We start from the raw sequence: 16,717 nt of genomic DNA on the forward strand, positions 1-16,717 counted from the left end.
GGGCCCCGGCCGGGGCCCGCACCGGGGTCGGCGGGGGGCGCGCGGCACGGGTAGCGTCGGGTGCCGTGACCAGCGACACCAGCACCCCGCGGACCCCGGCCGGTCGCGGTGGGCTCGGTGGACCCGACCACCCGCTCCTGGAGCGGGTCGCAGACCTGGTCGTCACCCACGAACCCGACGCCCGGGCGCTGCGCCGCGAGCTGCACGCCCACCCCGAGCTGGCCCGCACCGAGCACCGCGCCACCGGCCTGCTCGCCGAGCGGCTCACCCGGGCCGGGGCCCACGTCAAGCTGCTGCCCGGGACCGGCCTGCTCGCCGACCTCGGCCCGGCCGGCGGGCCCCGGCTGGCCCTGCGCGCCGACCTCGACGCCCTGCGCACCCCCGAGTCCACCGGCCTGCCCTACGCCTCCACCGTCCCCGGCGTCGCGCACGCCTGCGGCCACGACGTCCACACCGCCTGCGTCCTGGGCGCCGGGCTCGTCCTGGCCGACCTCGCCCGGACGGGTGATCTCCCGCACGGCGTGCGGCTGCTGTTCCAGCCCGCCGAGGAGGTGATGCCCGGCGGCGCGCTCGACGTCATCGGCGCCGGCGCCGTCGACGACGTCGCCGCCATCTACGGCCTGCACTGCGACCCCAGCCTCGACGTCGGCACCGTCGGCCTCAAGGCCGGGCCCATCACCTCCGCCTCCGACCACGTCACCGTGCGGCTGCACGGCACCGGCGGGCACACCTCCCGCCCCCACCTGGCCGGCGACCTCGTCTTCGCCCTCGGCCAGGTCGTCACCCAGCTGCCCGCCGTCCTGGCCCGCCGCGTCGACCCCCGCGCCGGGGTGAACCTCACCTGGGGCGCCGTCCACGCCGGGGACGCCCCCAACGCCGTGCCCGCCGAGGGCTACGCCTCCGGGACGCTGCGCTGCATGGAGACCGAGGCCTGGCAGCACGCCGGCGAGCTCGTCGAGGCCGTCGTCGCCGACCTCGTGCGGCCCTACTCCGTGCGCGCCGAGGTCAGCCTCGTGCGGGGCGTGCCGCCGGTCGACAACGACGTCCACTCCACCGCCGCCCTCGAGGCCGCCGCCCGCGCCCTGCTCGGCGCCGACGACGTCCTGCCGACCCGGCAGTCCCTGGGCGGGGAGGACTTCGCCTGGTACCTGCACCACGTCCCCGGCGCCATGGTGCGCCTGGGCACCCGCACGCCCGGCGGGCCCACCTACGACCTGCACCGCGGCGACTTCGCCCCCGACGAGGCGGCGCTCGCCGTCGGCATGGGCGTCCTGGCGCTCACCGCGCTCTCACCCCGCGCCCTGCCGGTCCCGCGGGACCCCGGCGTGACCAGTTGAAAGGTCTCGATCCGGACAACCTGCTCGCCGCAGCGGGCCGCAGCGCCGTTCGTGCCCATTACGATGACGGCGCGCTCGCACCAGCCGGCGCTCGCGGCGCCCCCCTCGCGTCCCGCCCGACCCGCCCACCCCGGAGGACCACCCCCATGAAGACGATGCACCGCCTCGCCCCGGTGGCAGCCCTGGGCGTGACCGCCCTGCTGCTGGCCTCCTGCGGTGACCGGCCGGACGACACCTCCAGCTCGGGGGGCCAGACCGGTGGCAGCGGCGGCGACGCCTTCAGCGCGTGCATGGTGCTGGACACCGGCGGCGTCGACGACCGCTCGTTCAACGAGAGCTCCTACGCCGGGTTCGAGCAGGCCAAGGCGGAGAACCCGGACATCGAGATCTCCTACGTCCCGTCGAACAGCGACGCCGACTACGTCCCGAACCTCAACGCCGAGGTCGCCAAGGGCTGCGGCACCATCGTCGCCGTCGGCGGCCTGATGAAGGACGCCGTCGCGGAGGTCGCGCAGGCCAACCCCGACCAGGCCTTCGCCGAGATCGACTCCGACGCGGCCGCCGACAACGTCTACGCCTTCCAGTACAACACCGCCGAGGGCGGTTTCCTCGGCGGTTACCTCGCCGCCGGCATGACCAAGACGGGCACCGTCGGCACCTGGGGGGGCATCAACATCCCGCCGGTGACCATCTACATGGACGGCTTCTGGGAGGGCGTGCAGTACTACAACCAGCAGAAGGGCACGAGCGTCAAGGTCCTCGGCTGGGACGAGAAGAACCCCGACGGCGGCACCTTCGCCAACTCCTTCCAGGACCAGGGCGCGGGCCGCTCCATCACCGAGACGCTGGCCGGTCAGGGCGCCGACGTGATCATGCCGGTCGCGGGTCAGGCCGGCCTGGGTGCCGGTGCGGCGGCCGAGGCCGCCGGCGGTGCGCTGAACCTCATCTGGGTCGACACCGACGGCTGCCAGAGCGCGGCGCAGTACTGCCAGTACTTCATCTCCTCGGTGACGAAGAACCTGACCAACGCCGTCAAGGACTACGTCCTGGCCGCCGCCGAGGGCGACACCCCGACCGGCGGGTACGTCGGCACCCTGGAGAACGAGGGCACCGGCCTGGCGCCGTTCAACCAGTTCGACGCGAAGGTGCCGGCCGAGCTGAAGAGCGAGCTGGAGGCCGTGAAGGCGGGCATCATCGACGGCTCGATCGAGATCACCTCCCCGAACGCCATCCAGGCCAGCTGAGAACCGGACGCGAGGGCGACGAGGGGAACGACGCGCAGGTGCAACTGGAACTCAAGGGCATCACGAAGCGCTTCGGGCCCCTCGTCGCCAACGACTCCATCGACCTCGTCGTGCGCGAGGGCGAGATCCACGCCCTGCTGGGCGAGAACGGGGCCGGCAAGAGCACGTTGATGAACGTGCTCTACGGCCTGTACACCCCCGACGAGGGGCAGATCCTCGTCGACGGCGAACCCGTGGAGTTCACCTCCCCGGGTGACGCCATGGCGGCCGGGATCGGCATGGTGCACCAGCACTTCATGCTCGTCCCGACGTTCACCGCCACCGAGAACATCGTGCTGGGCACCGAGCTGACCAGGGCCGGCGGGTTCCTCGACCGGCGCCGCGCCCGCGAGCGCGTCGAGGAGACCTCCCGGCGGTTCGGGCTGGCCATCCCCGCCGACACCCTCGTCGCCGACCTCGCCGTCGGCGTGCAGCAGCGCATCGAGATCGTCAAGGCGCTGCTGCGCGAGGCGAAGGTCCTCGTGCTCGACGAGCCCACGGCCGTGCTGACCCCGGCCGAGACCGACGACCTCATGCGCGTCATGCGCGAACTGGCCGACGCCGGCACCTCGATCGTCTTCATCACGCACAAGCTGCGCGAGGTCAAGGCCGTCGCCGACCGCATCACCGTCATCCGCCGCGGCAGGGTCGTCGGCGAGGCGCTGCCCAGCGCCTCCCCGGAGGAGCTGGCCGCCCTCATGGTCGGGCGCGACGTGCGGCTGCGGGTCGACAAGAAGGCCGCCGAACCCGGCGGGACGGTCCTGCGGGTGGACGGCCTCCGGGTCCTGGACCCGGCCGGGACGGTCCTGCTCGACGGCATCGACCTCGACGTCCGCGCCGGGGAGGTCCTCGCGATCGCCGGCGTCGACGGCAACGGGCAGACCGAGCTCACCCGCAGCGTGGTCGGCCTGCAGGACGTCGACGCCGGGACCGTGAGCATCGCCGGCACCGACGTCACCGGCGCCGGCATCGACGACGTCCTCGCCCTCGGCGTGGGGTACGTCCCCGAGGACCGGCTGCACGACGGGCTCGTCGGGTCGTTCAGCATCGCCGAGAACCTGGTGCTGGACCTCGTGGACTCCCCGCAGTTCTCCCGCGGGCTGTCCGTCGACCGCGACGCGCTGCGCCGCAACGCCGCCGAGCGCATCGAGGAGTTCGACATCCGCACCCCCTCGGCGCAGGCCGCCGCCTCGACCCTGTCCGGCGGCAACCAGCAGAAGGTCGTCCTGGCCCGGGAGATGACCAGACCGCTGAAGCTGCTGGTCGTGGCCCAGCCCACCCGCGGCGTCGACGTCGGCAGCCAGGAGTTCGTGCACCAGCGGATCGTGGCCGAGCGCGACCGCGGCGCCGCCGTGGTGCTGGTGTCCACCGAGCTGGACGAGGTGCGGGCGCTGGCCGACCGCATCGTCGTGATGTACCGCGGCCGGATCGCCGGTGAGGTCGGTCCGGACGCCACGCAGGAGGAGCTGGGGTTGCTCATGGCAGGTGCCGGGACGACGGGGGAGGACGACCTGTGAGCTCCACCTCGCTCGCGCAGGGACCGGTGCAGGGGACGGGGCGCAGGCGCCCGCACCGGGGCGGCAGCTGGCTGCTGACGGCCTGCGCGATCCTCAGCGCGCTGCTGGTCGGCGCGGTGCTCATCGTCATCGGGGACGAGCAGTCCCGGGCGAGCGCGCAGTACTTCTTCAGCTACCCGTGGGACTTCTTCTCCAACGCCTGGTACTCCGTGCGCGACGCCTACCTGGCGCTGCTGCAGGGGGCGGTCTACAACCCGAGCTTCTCCGGGACCGCCGCCCTGCGGCCGGTCTCCGAGACGCTGGTCAACGCGACGCCGCTGATCCTCGCCGGCCTGGGCGTGGCCCTGTCGTTCCGGGTGGGCCTGTTCAACATCGGTGCGCAGGGGCAGATCATCACCGGCGCGATCGCCGCGGCCTGGGTGGGTTTCACCGTGGACCTGCCCGTCGTGCTGCACGTCGTCGTGGCGGTCCTCGCCGGCATCGCCGGGGGCCTGGTGTGGGGCGGGGTCGTGGGCCTGCTCAAGGCGCGCACCGGCGCCCACGAGGTCATCACGACGATCATGCTGAACTACGTCGCGATCAACCTGCTGACCTACCTGCTGGGGGTGCGCTGGTTCCAGCGCCCGCCGTACAACCAGGCCATCTCCGAGCAGGTCGACGCCAGCGCCGAGCTGCCCGCGCTGCTGGGGTCGTCGTTGCGGGTCAACGCCGGGCTCGTCCTGGCGGTGCTGGCGGCGGTGCTCGTGTGGTGGCTGTTCGAGCGGTCCCGGCTCGGCTTCCGGCTGCGCGCGGTCGGCGCCAACCCGAACGCGGCCCGCACCGCGGGCATGGCGGTCGGGCGGCTTCAGGTGGTCTCGATGGCCCTCGCCGGCGGGCTCGCCGGCCTGGCCGGGGCCACCCAGGTGCTCGGGGTCACCGGCAGCGTGACCGGCAGCGTCGCGGGCAACATCGGTTTCGACGCCATCACCGTCGCGCTGCTGGGCCGCAACAACCCCTACGGCGTCATCGCGGCCGGGGTCCTGTTCGGCGGCCTGCGGGCCGGTGCGGTGCAGATGCAGTCCGCCACCGGGGTCCCCGTGGACCTGGTCGGCGTCCTGCAGGCCACGATCGTCCTGTTCATCGCGGCGCCGGCGCTGATCCGCTCGGTGTTCCGCCTGCGGTCCGGCGGCGCCGGCGTCGGATCCGAACTGGCCGGAGGGTGGACCCGATGAGTTCCGCAGTCAGCCCCGAGACCCCCGCCCCGGTCGTCGAGCACGCCCGGGTCGAGCCCCCGCTGAGCCTGCGCAAGCGGGTCCTCACCGGTGGCCTGCTGGTCGTCGTCGGCCTGGTGACCGTGCTCGGCTGGGGCGTCGGCTCCGGCCCGGACGACGCCACGTTCCGGTTCGGCGGCGGGTCGGCCGTGACCCTGCCCGACCTCACCGTGCCCGCGACCCTCACGCCCGTGGTGCTGGGCCTGGTCGTCGTGGCGCTCGGCCTGTTCCAGCTCGCCCGCGGGTTCCGGGCCCGGCGCAACCCGCTGGTCGTCGCGGTCACCCTGCTCTGCTTCGTCCTGGCGTTCCTGTGCTGGGTCATGAGCGGCGGGCCGGGTGCCTCGATCGACGTCGTGCGGTTGCTGCAGCAGACCGTGTTCCTCGCGACCCCGCTGATCCTCGGTGCCCTGGCCGGGGTGCTGGGCGAGCGCAGCGGCGTCGTCAACGTCGCCATCGAGGGGCAGTTGCTGACCGGAGCCTTCGCCGGCGCCCTCGTCGGGTCCATGGCCGGCAGCCTCGGCGCCGGGGTCGTCGGCGCCGTCCTGTCCGGCGCCGTCGTCGGCTGGCTGCTGGCCGTCTTCGCGATCCGCTACCGGGTCAACCAGGTCATCCTCGGCGTCGTCATCAACGCCGCCGCGCTCGGGTTCACCGGCTGGGCCTACAAGGCGCTCATGCAGTCCGACACCCAGCGGTACAACGCCCCGGGCGTGCTCAACCCGATCCGGATCCCGCTGCTGGCCGACATCCCCGTCGTCGGGCCGCTGCTGTTCCAGGCGAACGTCCTCGTCTACGCCATGTACGCGATCATCGTCGCGCTGCAGGTCGTCCTGTTCCGCACCAAGTGGGGCCTGCGGACCCGCGCGGTCGGCGAGCACCCCAAGGCCGCCGCGACCGTCGGGATCGACGTCCTGCGGGTGCGGTACGTCAACGTCGTCGTCGCCGGCGGCATCGCCGGCCTCGCCGGGGCGTACCTGTCCATCGGGACCATCGGGCCGTTCACCGAGAACATGTCCGCCGGGAAGGGGTTCATCGCGCTGGCCGCGGTGATCTTCGGCCGGTGGAGCCCGCGCGGGGCCGTCGCGGCCTCGCTGCTGTTCGGGTTCTTCGCCGCGCTGCAGACCCTCGTGGGGGTCCTGCCCGCGCCGGGGGAGGTCCCCTCCAGCTTCCTGTCCATGCTGCCGTACCTGGCGACGATCCTGGCCGTGGCCGGGTTCGTCGGCCGGGTGCGCCCGCCCGCCGCGTCAGGGGAGCCGTACCCCGCATGACCACCCCCGCCAGCACCCCTGACAGCACCCTCGCCGGCACCCCCGACTTCGACCGGCTGAGGGCGGCCGCCCGCGAGGCGCTGCGCCACTCCTACTCGCCGTACTCGGGGTTCCCCGTCGGCGCGGCCGCGCTCGTCGACGACGGGCGCGTCGTGTCCGGCGCGAACGTCGAGAACGCCTCCTACGGCGTCACGCTGTGCGCCGAGTGCACCCTCGTCGGGCAGCTGCGGATGACCGGCGGCGGCCGGCTCGTCGCCTTCGCCTGCGTCGACGCCGTCGGCAACGTCCTCATGCCGTGCGGCCGCTGCCGTCAGCTGCTCTTCGAGTTCGGCGGCCCGGACCTGCTCGTGGACTCCCCGCGCGGCGTCGTGCCCATGACCGAGGTGCTGCCCGACGCGTTCGGGCCGCACGACCTGACCGACCCCGCCCGAAAGGTCACCCCGTGAGCCAGCAGTTCGCCGCCGTCGACGTCATCCGCACCAAGCGCGACCGGGGCGCCCTGTCCGACGCGCAGATCGACTGGGTCATCGACGCCTACACCCGCGGCGAGGTCGCCGAGGAGCAGATGTCGGCCCTGGCCATGGCGGTCCTGCTCAACGGGATGGACCGGCGCGAGGTGTCCCGCTGGACGAGCGCGATGATCGCCTCCGGGGCGCGGCTGGACTTCACCGACCTGCCCCGGCCCAGCGTCGACAAGCACTCCACCGGCGGCGTCGGGGACAAGGTCACGCTGCCGCTGGCCCCGCTCGTCGCGGCCTGCGGCGCGGCCGTCCCGCAGCTGTCCGGCCGCGGGCTCGGGCACACCGGCGGCACCCTCGACAAGCTCGAGGCGATCCCGGGCTGGCGGGCGTCGCTGACGCTGCCGGAGATCCGCGCCCAGCTCACCGACCTCGGCGCCGTGATCTGCGCCGCGACCGGTGACCTCGCCCCGGCCGACAAGAAGCTGTACGCGCTGCGCGACGTGACCGGCACCGTCGAGGCGATCCCGCTGATCGCCAGCTCCATCATGAGCAAGAAGATCGCCGAGGGGACCAGCGCGCTCGTCCTGGACGTCAAGACCGGCTCCGGCGCGTTCATGAAGTCCCTCGACGACTCCCTGGAGCTGGCGCGGACCATGGTCGGCCTCGGCACCGACGCGGGGGTGCGGACCGTCGCCGTCGTCACCGACATGTCGACGGTCCTGGGCCGCACCGCGGGCAACGCCCTGGAGGTGCGCGAATCCGTCGAGGTCCTCGCCGGCGGCGGCCCCGCCGACCTCGTCGAGATCACCCTGGTGCTGGCGCGGGAGATGCTGGCCGCCGTGGGCCTGGACGCCGTCGACCCCGCCGACGCCCTCGCCGACGGCCGCGCGATGGACGCCTGGCGGCGGATGATCGCCGCCCAGGGCGGGGACCCGGACGCCGAGCTGCCGCGCGCCCGGCACACCCACGACGTGCTGGCGCCCGCCGACGGGTTCCTCGACGTCGACGCGCTCGCCGTGGGGGTCGCCGCGTGGCGGCTCGGGGCGGGCCGGTCGCGGCGCGAGGAGGCCGTGCAGGCCGGGGCCGGGGTGGAGCTGCACGCCGTGCGCGGTGACGCCGTGCGCGCCGGGCAGCCGCTCATGACCCTGCACACCGACACCCCCGAGCGGTTCGAGTGGGCGCTGCAGGCGCTGGAGGGCGGGTACCCGGTGACGGAGCGGGCCCCCGAGCCGGTGCCCCTGGTGCACGAGCGCATCACCGCCTGAGGGCCGCACACCCCTGGACCGAACGGGTCACAGGTCCCGCGCGCACCACCCGATCGGGCCAAGCATGATCCAGGACGGCGCGACGGCTGCCGATCGGGGAACCTGACAGCGGCAGGACGAGCGGCGGGAGGGGGACCACGTGGCGCGAGGGCGAACGGCCGGGCCGTCCCGGTGGGGCTGGGCCGGGTGGGCGGCGGGCACCGCGCTCGTGGCCGCGGCGTACCTGGCCCCCGTACCCGACGCCGTCCGGTCCGCCGGGTGGGCGGTGCTGGCCGCCGCCGTCCTCGCGGTGTCGATCGTGGTGGTGCGCCGCCGCCGCCCCCGCCCGGCGGGCTCCTGGTCCCTCGTGCCGGTCTTCGCGGGGCTGTTCTTCATCGGCTCCGCGCTGCGGCCCTGGGCCGACGGGCGCCCCGACCTGCTGGCCTTCGCCCCCGACCCGTTCTCCCTGGCCGGGTACCTCGCGCTGACCGTCGGGCTGGCCCGGATGGCGCGGGCCGCGGGGGGCCTGCGCCGCGAGGTGGTCGTCGACGCCCTCGTCGCGAGCCTGGCCGGCGCCGTCGCCGCCGTGCAGTTCCTCGTCCTGCCGGTGCTGGACCTGCCCGGCCGGACCCTGACCGGGTCCGTGCTCGCGGGCGTCTACCCGCTGCTCGACGTGGTGGTCCTGCTGCTGGCCCTGGACCTGCTGATGACCGCCCCCCACGTCGTGGCCCACCGCTGGCTGGGGGCCTGCCTGGCGTTCACGCTGCTGGGGGACCTGGGGTACGCGATCATCGGGCGGCAGGGGCACTTCGTCGCCCCGACCTGGTTCGACACCCCCTTCGTCGTCGCCTACTGCCTCATGGGCGTGGCGGTGCTGCACCTGCCCCGGCGCGGCACCGCCCCGCCGCCGCGCCCGCGCTTCGACGCGTGGTCGCCGGCCCGGCTCGTCGTGCTGTGCGTGTCCCTGGCCGGGGCCGCGTACCTGACCAGCACCCGCACCCACGACAGCGGCGCGGAGCAGGTCGTGGCGTTCGTGACGCTCGGCACGATGATCGCGCTCGTGCTGGCCCGCGCCGTCGTCGCCGTCAACGGCCTCGCCGCGGCGAAGGCCGTCCTGGAGCACCGCGCCACCCACGACGCCCTCACCGACCTGCCCGGCCGCGACGAGTTCGAGCGCCGCGTCCAGGCGTGGGCGGTGGACCCCGGCCACCGCGGCTGGCTGCTGTTCGTCGACCTCGACGGCTTCAAGCTCGTCAACGACTCCCACGGCCACGGCGTCGGCGACGAGCTGCTGTGCGAGGTCGCCGACCGGCTGCGGCGCCTCGCCCCGCCCGGCGCGGTGATCGGCCGGCTGGCGGGCGACGAGTTCGTCGTCGCCGTGCGCGGGGAGCAGGCCACCGCGGTCGGGCTGGCCCGCGAGCTGCTCGGGAACCTGCGCACCCCGGTCCGGCTGCCCGTCGCCGAGGTGGCGGTCTCGGCCTCCCTGGGGGTCGCCGAGCTCACCGGGTCCTTCGGCGTCGCCCTGCGCGAGGCCGACGCCGCCATGTACCGGGCCAAGGCGCAGGGCCGCAACCAGTTCGTCCTGTGGGACGAGTCGCTGCGGCTGGCGGTGGGCGACGAGGTCGAGTTCGAGCTGGACCTGCGCAGCGCCGTGGCCGAGCAGACCCTCCAGGTCCACTACCAGGCCATCGTGTCGCTGGCCACGGGCGTGCCCCGCGGCGTGGAGTCGCTGCTGCGGTGGATCCACCCGCTGCACGGGCCGATCTCGCCCGTGCAGTTCGTGCCCGTCCTGGAGGAGACCGGGCTGATCGTCGAGGTCGGCCGGCAGGTCCTGGACACCGCGCTGGCGGACCTGCGGTCCTGGCGCGACCACGGCCTGGTCACCGACGACTTCGTGCTGTCCGTCAACGTCTCCCCGCGGCAGCTGCTGGACCCGTACTTCGCCGACACCGTCGGGGAGCTCCTGCGGGCCTACCACGTCCAGGGCCGGTCGCTGATGCTCGAGATCACCGAGTCCTCGATGCTCCAGCAGGACCGGCAGACGATCGACCTCCTGCACCGCCTGCGGGCCCTGGACGTCGGCCTGGCCGTCGACGACTTCGGCACGGGGTACTCCGCGCTGAGCTACCTGCGCAACTTCCCCGTGACCCGCGTCAAGATCGACCGCAGCTTCGTCTCCGGCGTGGACCGGAACGTCGGCGACGAGGCCGTGCTGCGCGCCGTGGTGGCCGTCAGCGACGCCCTGACCCTCGCCGTCACCGCGGAGGGCGTCGAGACCGAGGAGCAGCGCGAGGTGCTGCACCGGCTGGGGGTCGGGCACGGGCAGGGCTGGTTGTGGCACCGGGCCGAGCCGGCGCCGGCGACCGCGGAGTACCTGGCCGCCGCGGGCGCCGCTCAGGGGCGGCTGAAGTCGTACCCCCAGTAGGTCTGGGTGTCGAGGCGCTCGCCCTCGGTGCCGAAGGTGCGGGTGATGCGGTTGACGAGCCGCGGCAGCGCGAGCTGCTCGTCGTTGTAGCGGCAGGTGTCGATGGCGGCGACGCCGCCCTGCTCGTGGATGCCGCGGCAGATCTCCTCGACGATCGTCACGAACGCCCCGCTGCTGCGGTAGGTGGGGTGCACCCCGATGCAGCCGATGTAGCAGATCGTCCCCGCCGCGAACTGCCGCGGGTACCGCGCCGCGTAGAAGTCCAGGGACAGCTGGAAGACGGCGGACAGGTCGTACGTGGCGGTCCCGAAGGCGCCCACGGCCCCGTCGCGGTCCACGTCGCGGATCACGTACTTGCGCCAGCGGGGGTCGAGGCAGACGTCCTCGAACTCCTCGCGGGTCATGAGGTGCTGCTGCGCGGCGCGCGTGGTCAGCCCGGAGAAGGCGTGCTCGTAGGCCTTCCAGGCGTCCTCGAGGTCACCGCCGTCGAGGCGGTCGGTCATCTCCAGGGCGGTGTTGGCGCGGGGCATCGGTCGTCCTCCGGTGCGTCTCGGTGCGGGCTGAACGTGACACCAGTCGATCACGGGGGGTGATCTCGGGTGATCGCGGTCAGCCGTCCGGCCCAGGCGGGTCGCTCGAACGGGCTCCGGGGTCACCGTCCGTCCCCACGGCCCTCGTGCCGGCACGAGCGGGCGGCGACGTGCCCGCCCCCTCGTGCGGGGGACCGCCGCGGACGAGCCTGGGCGCGTGCCGGACGACCCCCGCGACCCCACGATCGACGCCCTGCGGGTGCTGAGCCTGGCCGCCGTGGTCACCGGCCACTGGCTGGTCACCGGTTTCGCCACCGGCGGGCCGGGGGCCCGGGTGACGAGCCCGCTGACGGTCTCGACCGCGCTGTGGCCGCTGACGTGGTTCCTGCAGACCCTGGGGCCGTTGTTCTTCGCCGCCGGGTTCGCCGCGGCCCGGCGGGGCCGCCGCCCCGCCGGGCCCCGGCACCGGCTCCTCCCCGTCGCGCTGGTGGCGGTGGCGGTGGCGTGGGCCGCGGGCGGCACCCTCGTCCACCTCGCGCTGTCCCCGCTGTGGTTCGCGGCGGTCCTGCTCGTGCTGTCGCGGGCGCGGCCGGCCCTGGACCGGTCGCCGTGGTGGCTGCTGGTGCCCGCCGCCGCGCTGGCGCTGCTCGACCTCGCCGGGGCCGACGACCCGGTGAGCACCGCCGCGCGCGCGGTCCTGGCGTGGTCGGTCCCGTACGGGCTGGGCGTCGCGCACGCCCGGGGGCGGCTGCCGCGGCCGGCGGCACCGGTGCTGGCCGTCGCCGGGACGGCCCTCGTCCTCGGGCTCGTCGGGACGGGGCCCGCGTCCGCGGTCGGGGTCCCGGGCCGGCCGGGGTCCCCGCTGAACCCGCCGGGTGCGGTGGCGGTGGGGCTGGCGGTCGCGCAGGTCGGCCTCTTCCTCCTGCTGCGCCCCGCGCTGCGGCGCCCCGCGGCGGTCCTGGCCCCGTCCACCCGGTACTGCCTGCCGGTGTACCTGCTGCACCTGCCCGTGCTGTGCGTCTTCGCTGCGCTGGGGGTCCCCGGGGTCGTCGGGGACGTGGCGGCCGACGGCTGGTGGGCCGCGCGGTGCGCGGTCCTGCCCGCCCTCGCGCTCACCCTGCTCCTCGCGTGCCGGTGCCTGCCGCGGGGTCGGGGAGTAGGGTTCCGGGCGTGGGCCGGGAGTTCTCGGGGGTGAGCGCGCGGGTGTCGACCGCGCTGCTCCTGCTGCCCCTGCTCGCCTCGGTGGTCCTGCTCGGGCAGCAGCCGCTGCTCGCGGCGGCGCTGGTGGTGGCGACCACGTTCGCGGCCGGTCTCGTCGCCGTGCGCGGCGTCGTCGCGCACCTGCTCGCCGCGATCGTCCCGGCCCGTCCCGGGAACCGGCCTGAACCCGCGGACACGTTGCCGCAGAACGAACCCGCCGCCGTGGGGAACCCCCAACCGCGAGCACCGGGGACGAACCCGCTCCCGTGCTGAGCTGACGCGCGCACGGGAGCCCGTCGTCTCCCGTCCCCGCTCACCCCCGGAGTTCCCCCGTGCCCGAAACCCTGCACGTCTGGCTGAAACCCCTCGAGGACGCCGTCGCGTGGTTCCTCGTCCACCTCCACGACGCGGGCTGGTCCTGGCCGCTCGCGATCGTCACCCTCGTCCTCGCCGCACGACTGCTGCTGCTCCCGTTGTTCGTGGTGCAGCACCGTTCCACCCTGGCCGCCGCGGCCCTGCGCCCCAGGATCGCCGAGCTCCAGGACCGCTACCGCGGCCGCACCGACCCCGCGTCGCGGCAGCGCCGCCAGCGGGAACTGCTGGACCTGCACCGCGACGCCGGGGTGAACCCGTTCGCCGCGCTGTGGCCCGGGCTGCTGCAGGCGCCGGTGTTCCTGGCGCTGACGCTGGCGCTGGAGTCCCGGCCCTTCCCCGGGGCGCACCTCGCGGGGGTGCCGTTGTCGTCGGTCCTGACCCGGGACCCGAGCGCCGTCGGTGTCGCGCTGCTGGTGCTGACGGCCGCGTTCCAGTGCGCGACCTCGCTGGCCTCGGTGCAGCGGCCGCCGACGGCCGTGCTGGTCGCGGTGCCCGTCGTCGTGGCGTTGACGACCGCGCACTTCCCCGTGGGGGTCCTGCTGTACTGGGCGGTCTCGGCCGGCTGGTCGGCCGGTCAGCAGCTGGTGGCGCGGGCGGTCAGCGCGCGCCGAGTTCCACCAGCAGCACCCCGGCGGCGATGAGGGCGATGCCCAGCAGCATCGTGCGGGTCAGCCGGTCCCCGAAGACGGCGCGCGCGAGCAGCGCGGTCAGGGCCACCCCGACGGCCGACCACACGCCGTAGGCCACGCCGACGGGCATGCCCGCGCGCAGCGTCAGCGACAGGAACCCGAAGGACACGAGGTAGCCGGCCCCCACGACGGGGATCCAGCGGCGCCGGCGGCCACCGTCCGACAACCTCAGGACGGCGGTCGCGGCGACCTCGAAGGCGATGGCCCCGGCCAGCAGGAGCCAGCTCACGACGGTTCCCGCGGCGGCCGGGAACCGAGTTCCACGAGCAGCCCCCCGGCGATGATGAGCGCGATCCCCGCCCCCATCACGGGGGTGAGGGGTTCGGCGAACAGCACCGCCCCGGCGACCGCCGTGAGCACCACGCCGGCCGCGGCCCACACCCCGTAGGCGACGCCGATCGGCATCCCGCGCCGCAGGACCGCCCCGAGCAGGGCGAAGGCGCCGACGTACCCGGCGACGACGGGGACGTACCAGCCGGGGGCCTGCGTCGCCGCCCGCAGCGACAGCGTCGCGGTGACCTCGCACAGCACGGCGAGGGCCAGCAGACCCCAGGGGGAGGAGCGCACCCCCGCACGCTACCGGTGTGGTTCAGGCGGCGTCGGCGGGTGCGGCGGGGGCGCCGCTGGGCGGGGTGCCGCCGCCCGGGCCGCCCGCGGGGTGGCCGGAGGTGTCCGAGCCCATCCCGGCCATGGTGCCGGCGGTGGGTTCGGTGGTGGTGTCGACGCCGACGGTGAGGGCGACGGTGTAGCCGCTCGTGGAGTCACCGCTCCACGTCGGGGTCTGGGAGGCGCCGGAGTCGTCACCGAAGACGTTGTCGGTGTCGAGGGAGACCTTCGCGAAGTTCGTCACGGACTGCTCGTAGCCGGTGGTGGCGTAGACCGCGGTGCACGCCTCGGCGGGCATCGCGACCTGGGAGGTCGCGATGCAGTTCGCGACGTCGGTGATGCTCGCCTCGTCGGGGTAGACCTCGAAGTGGATGTGCGGCCAGCGCCCGTCGTAGCAGGCGGGGTAGACGCTGGTGAAGGTGACGTTCCCGTCGGCGTCCGCGACCTGGACGCCGCGCAGGTAGTTCTCCTCGGTGATCCCGTCGGAGTACAGGGAGTACTCCCCGTCGCGGTCGCAGTGCCACACGTAGACGGCGACGCCCTCGAAGGGGACGTTCCCGCCGGCCAGGTCGACGATGCTCAGCGTCAGGGTCATCGGGACGCCCTCGGCGGTCGTGGTGCTGGACCCGAAGCTGGAGCGGATGTCGCTGCGGACGACCCCGCTCTGCTCCAGGACGTCGGCGCCGTTGGAGCCGTCGCCGGGGTAGGGGCCGGCGGTCTCGTCGGGGATCTCGGTGAGGGTCCCGCCGGCCGTCGCGCCGGTCGTGGAGCTGGACGAGGACGAGGACGACGACGAGGCGGTGGTCGTGCCGTCGCCGCAGGCGGCGAGGGTGAACCCGGCGGCACCCAGGCCGAGCAGGCCCAGCGCGCGGCGCCGGGTCGCCATGGTCGCGATGTCGAACGCGAGCCCCTGGTCGTCGACGTCCTCGTCGGGGCGGGGGAGCGGGCGGCCCTGGTACGTGGGGCGGGTTTCCTTCATGGCCCCACCGTCGGGGTCCGGGCCCAGGACCAGCGGTGCTCCGTCAGTGCGTGGCCTGTGAGACGCGGCGGGCCACGACGAGCGCGCCCACCGCGAACACCACGCACAGCGGCAGCGTCCCGGCGAAACCCGCCCACGCCGAGACGGCGCCGAACGCGGCGAACGCCAGACCGGTCAGCGCCATCGCGGTGCCGCCGCCGGCCGCGTCGCAGATCGTCAGCGCCGAGGACCCCGCGCCCTCCTGCCCGGGGGCGGACTGCTCCAGCACGAGGACGGTCGTGCGGGGGAAGCCCAGGCCCATGCCGGCGCCGGCGGCGAACCAGCCCAGGGTGCTCACCGCCACCGACACCGCGGCCGCCGGGTCGAGCACCGCGACGGCGGCCTGGGCGCCGACCCCGGCCAGCAGGAGCACCGAGCCGATCCGGACGGCGCGGGCGTGCGGCAGCCGGTCCCCGAGCCGCCCCTGCACGGCCGAGGCCGACGCCCAGGCGATCGCGGCGGCCGTCAGCACGGCCCCGGCCAGGGTCAGCGGCAGGCCGGACCGCTCGTGCAGCATCAGCGGCAGGTACACCTCGGTGCTGAAGAACGTCGCGGCCAGCAGGCCCCGCAGCAGCACGGTCGCGGGCAGGCCGCGGCGGGCGAGCAGGGTCCCGGCGGGCAGCAGCGGCCGCAGCGAGACGACCAGCACGGTGAGCGCGGCGACGGCCAGGGCCCAGCGCCAGCCCCCGGTGGAGCTGGCCGAGCTGATCGCGACGACGGCGGCCGCGACCCCGGCGGCGGCGAGAAACCGGCTGCGGGGGAAGGGGTCCGTGGTCCGCTCGGGGGAGTCGACCCGCAGCAGCGTCGGCAGCACCGCGGCCGCCGCGACGACCACCAGGACGAGGACCCCGGTGAACACCCAGTGCCAGCCGAACGTCTCCCCGACCCAGGCGGCCGCGGCGGGACCGACGAGGGAGGGCAGCACCCAGGCGGCGGCGAACGCGCCGAACACGGCCGGGCGCAGCGCCGCCGGGAAGGCCAGGGCGACCAGGACGTACAGGGTGACGCTGATCCCGCCCGACCCCAGGCCCTGGAGGAAGCGGGCGGCGACGAACACCGTCATCGTGGGGGCCAGGGCGGCGGCGAGCAGCCCGGCGCAGAACACCGCGACGGCGGCCAGCAGCGGTCCGCCCGGGCCCCGGCGGTCCGACCAGCCGCCCGCGGCGACCATGCCGACGACGCTCGCGGCGAGGGTGGCGGCGAACGCGGTCGCGTAGGCGTCGCGGCCGCCGAGGTCGGCGCTGACCAGGGGCATGACGGTGGTCACGGCCAGGCTCTCGAACGCCGTCAGGAACACCAGGGCGGTCGTGCCGAGGGTGGTGACGAGGTACCGGCGGGACAGGATCCCGGGGGGTCGGGTGGGGGGCGCGGTGCGGTCGGTGGTGCTCTGGGTCACCCTCGGCACGCTAGGACCTCCAGCGCGCTGGAGGTCCAGCACCGGGGGGGGGGGGGGGGGGGGGGGGGGGGGGGGCCCGGGCGGGGGGGGGGCGCGGGGGGGGGGGGGGGGGTGGGGGGGG

The 16,717-nt window shown here is 75.0% G+C and carries 16 protein-coding genes; 11 read left to right on the plus strand and 5 right to left on the minus strand.

What is annotated here, in order from left to right; all coding sequences use genetic code 11:
* Nucleotides 1-65: 65 nt before the first annotated feature.
* From ACRYM6_RS22100 to ACRYM6_RS22135, 8 genes are all read left to right on the plus strand, one after another.
* Entirely contained in the window at nt 66-1,337 is a 1,272-nt protein-coding gene (locus ACRYM6_RS22100) for an amidohydrolase (RefSeq protein ID WP_432545041.1), read from the plus strand.
* 146 nt (nt 1,338-1,483) lie between these two features.
* Entirely contained in the window at nt 1,484-2,581 is a 1,098-nt protein-coding gene (locus tag ACRYM6_RS22105) for a BMP family lipoprotein (RefSeq protein WP_432545042.1), read from the plus strand.
* 38 nt (nt 2,582-2,619) lie between these two features.
* Nucleotides 2,620-4,137 carry an ABC transporter ATP-binding protein gene (locus ACRYM6_RS22110; RefSeq protein ID WP_432545043.1) on the plus strand — a complete coding sequence of 506 codons (1,518 nt, stop codon included), beginning with the start codon at nt 2,620-2,622 and terminating at the stop codon, nt 4,135-4,137.
* The gene (locus tag ACRYM6_RS22115) at nt 4,134-5,348 is read left to right on the plus strand and encodes an ABC transporter permease (protein WP_432545044.1); all 1,215 of its coding nucleotides are present in this window, start codon (nt 4,134-4,136) and stop codon (nt 5,346-5,348) included. The genes ACRYM6_RS22110 and ACRYM6_RS22115 overlap by 4 nt, the downstream gene beginning before the upstream one ends.
* Entirely contained in the window at nt 5,345-6,652 is a 1,308-nt protein-coding gene (locus ACRYM6_RS22120; protein WP_432545045.1) for an ABC transporter permease, read from the plus strand. Before ACRYM6_RS22115 ends, ACRYM6_RS22120 begins: the two co-directional genes overlap by 4 nt.
* Nucleotides 6,649-7,098 carry a cytidine deaminase gene (locus tag ACRYM6_RS22125; protein ID WP_432545046.1) on the plus strand — a complete coding sequence of 150 codons (450 nt, stop codon included), beginning with the start codon at nt 6,649-6,651 and terminating at the stop codon, nt 7,096-7,098. The genes ACRYM6_RS22120 and ACRYM6_RS22125 overlap by 4 nt, the downstream gene beginning before the upstream one ends.
* Nucleotides 7,095-8,378 (plus strand): thymidine phosphorylase, encoded by a 1,284-nt coding sequence (locus ACRYM6_RS22130; protein WP_432545047.1) that lies wholly within the window; start codon nt 7,095-7,097, stop codon nt 8,376-8,378. Before ACRYM6_RS22125 ends, ACRYM6_RS22130 begins: the two co-directional genes overlap by 4 nt.
* Nucleotides 8,379-8,517: 139 nt before the next feature.
* Nucleotides 8,518-10,782, plus strand: a complete 2,265-nt coding sequence (locus tag ACRYM6_RS22135) for a putative bifunctional diguanylate cyclase/phosphodiesterase (protein WP_432545048.1) — start codon at nt 8,518-8,520, stop codon at nt 10,780-10,782.
* On the opposite strand, the gene ACRYM6_RS22140 is transcribed toward ACRYM6_RS22135, so the two are convergent.
* Nucleotides 10,752-11,312 carry a hypothetical protein gene (locus ACRYM6_RS22140; RefSeq protein ID WP_432545049.1) on the minus strand — a complete coding sequence of 187 codons (561 nt, stop codon included), beginning with the start codon at nt 11,310-11,312 and terminating at the stop codon, nt 10,752-10,754. The genes ACRYM6_RS22135 and ACRYM6_RS22140 overlap by 31 nt on opposite strands.
* A gap of 217 nt (nt 11,313-11,529) precedes the next feature.
* Here ACRYM6_RS22140 and ACRYM6_RS22145 point away from each other — a divergent pair, with 217 nt between their 5' ends.
* The 3 genes from ACRYM6_RS22145 to ACRYM6_RS22155 are packed head-to-tail and all read left to right on the plus strand — an operon-like array spanning nt 11,530 to nt 13,528.
* Nucleotides 11,530-12,507 carry an acyltransferase family protein gene (locus tag ACRYM6_RS22145; RefSeq protein WP_432545050.1) on the plus strand — a complete coding sequence of 326 codons (978 nt, stop codon included), beginning with the start codon at nt 11,530-11,532 and terminating at the stop codon, nt 12,505-12,507.
* The gene (locus tag ACRYM6_RS22150; protein WP_432545051.1) at nt 12,483-12,785 is read left to right on the plus strand and encodes a DUF6412 domain-containing protein; all 303 of its coding nucleotides are present in this window, start codon (nt 12,483-12,485) and stop codon (nt 12,783-12,785) included. Before ACRYM6_RS22145 ends, ACRYM6_RS22150 begins: the two co-directional genes overlap by 25 nt.
* Before the next feature lie 59 nt (nt 12,786-12,844).
* Nucleotides 12,845-13,528: a YidC/Oxa1 family membrane protein insertase gene (locus tag ACRYM6_RS22155; RefSeq protein WP_432545052.1), complete on the plus strand. Its 684-nt coding sequence runs from the start codon at nt 12,845-12,847 to the stop codon at nt 13,526-13,528.
* Here ACRYM6_RS22155 and ACRYM6_RS22160 read toward each other — a convergent pair.
* From ACRYM6_RS22160 to ACRYM6_RS22175, 4 genes are read right to left on the minus strand one after another with little or no spacing between them, the layout of a single operon-like run.
* On the minus strand, nt 13,485-13,805 hold the full coding sequence (locus tag ACRYM6_RS22160) for a DMT family transporter (protein ID WP_432545053.1): 321 nt from the start codon (nt 13,803-13,805) through the stop codon (nt 13,485-13,487). The genes ACRYM6_RS22155 and ACRYM6_RS22160 overlap by 44 nt on opposite strands.
* Complete coding sequence (locus ACRYM6_RS22165) at nt 13,802-14,143, minus strand: DMT family transporter (protein ID WP_432545054.1); 342 nt, start codon at nt 14,141-14,143, stop codon at nt 13,802-13,804. The genes ACRYM6_RS22160 and ACRYM6_RS22165 overlap by 4 nt, the downstream gene beginning before the upstream one ends.
* A gap of 22 nt (nt 14,144-14,165) precedes the next feature.
* Nucleotides 14,166-15,161 (minus strand): dioxygenase family protein, encoded by a 996-nt coding sequence (locus ACRYM6_RS22170; RefSeq protein ID WP_432545055.1) that lies wholly within the window; start codon nt 15,159-15,161, stop codon nt 14,166-14,168.
* A 43-nt stretch (nt 15,162-15,204) separates the two neighbouring features.
* Nucleotides 15,205-16,596: an MFS transporter gene (locus ACRYM6_RS22175; protein ID WP_432545056.1), complete on the minus strand. Its 1,392-nt coding sequence runs from the start codon at nt 16,594-16,596 to the stop codon at nt 15,205-15,207.
* Nucleotides 16,597-16,717: the final 121 nt, after the last annotated feature.

The organism is Kineococcus rugosus (genome assembly GCF_050871975.1).
GTDB lineage: Bacteria > Actinomycetota > Actinomycetes > Actinomycetales > Kineococcaceae > Kineococcus.

Excerpts from the sequence above, each read along its gene's own strand:
- ACRYM6_RS22120 (WP_432545045.1), top strand. The coding sequence starts at position 5,345 with ATGAGTTCCGCAGTCAGCCCCGAGACCCCCGCCCCGGTCGTCGAGCAC.
- ACRYM6_RS22140 (WP_432545049.1), bottom strand. The coding sequence starts at position 11,312 with ATGCCCCGCGCCAACACCGCCCTGGAGATGACCGACCGCCTCGACGGC.
- ACRYM6_RS22125 (WP_432545046.1), top strand. The coding sequence starts at position 6,649 with ATGACCACCCCCGCCAGCACCCCTGACAGCACCCTCGCCGGCACCCCC.
- ACRYM6_RS22170 (WP_432545055.1), bottom strand. The coding sequence starts at position 15,161 with ATGAAGGAAACCCGCCCCACGTACCAGGGCCGCCCGCTCCCCCGCCCC.
- ACRYM6_RS22105 (WP_432545042.1), top strand. The coding sequence starts at position 1,484 with ATGAAGACGATGCACCGCCTCGCCCCGGTGGCAGCCCTGGGCGTGACC.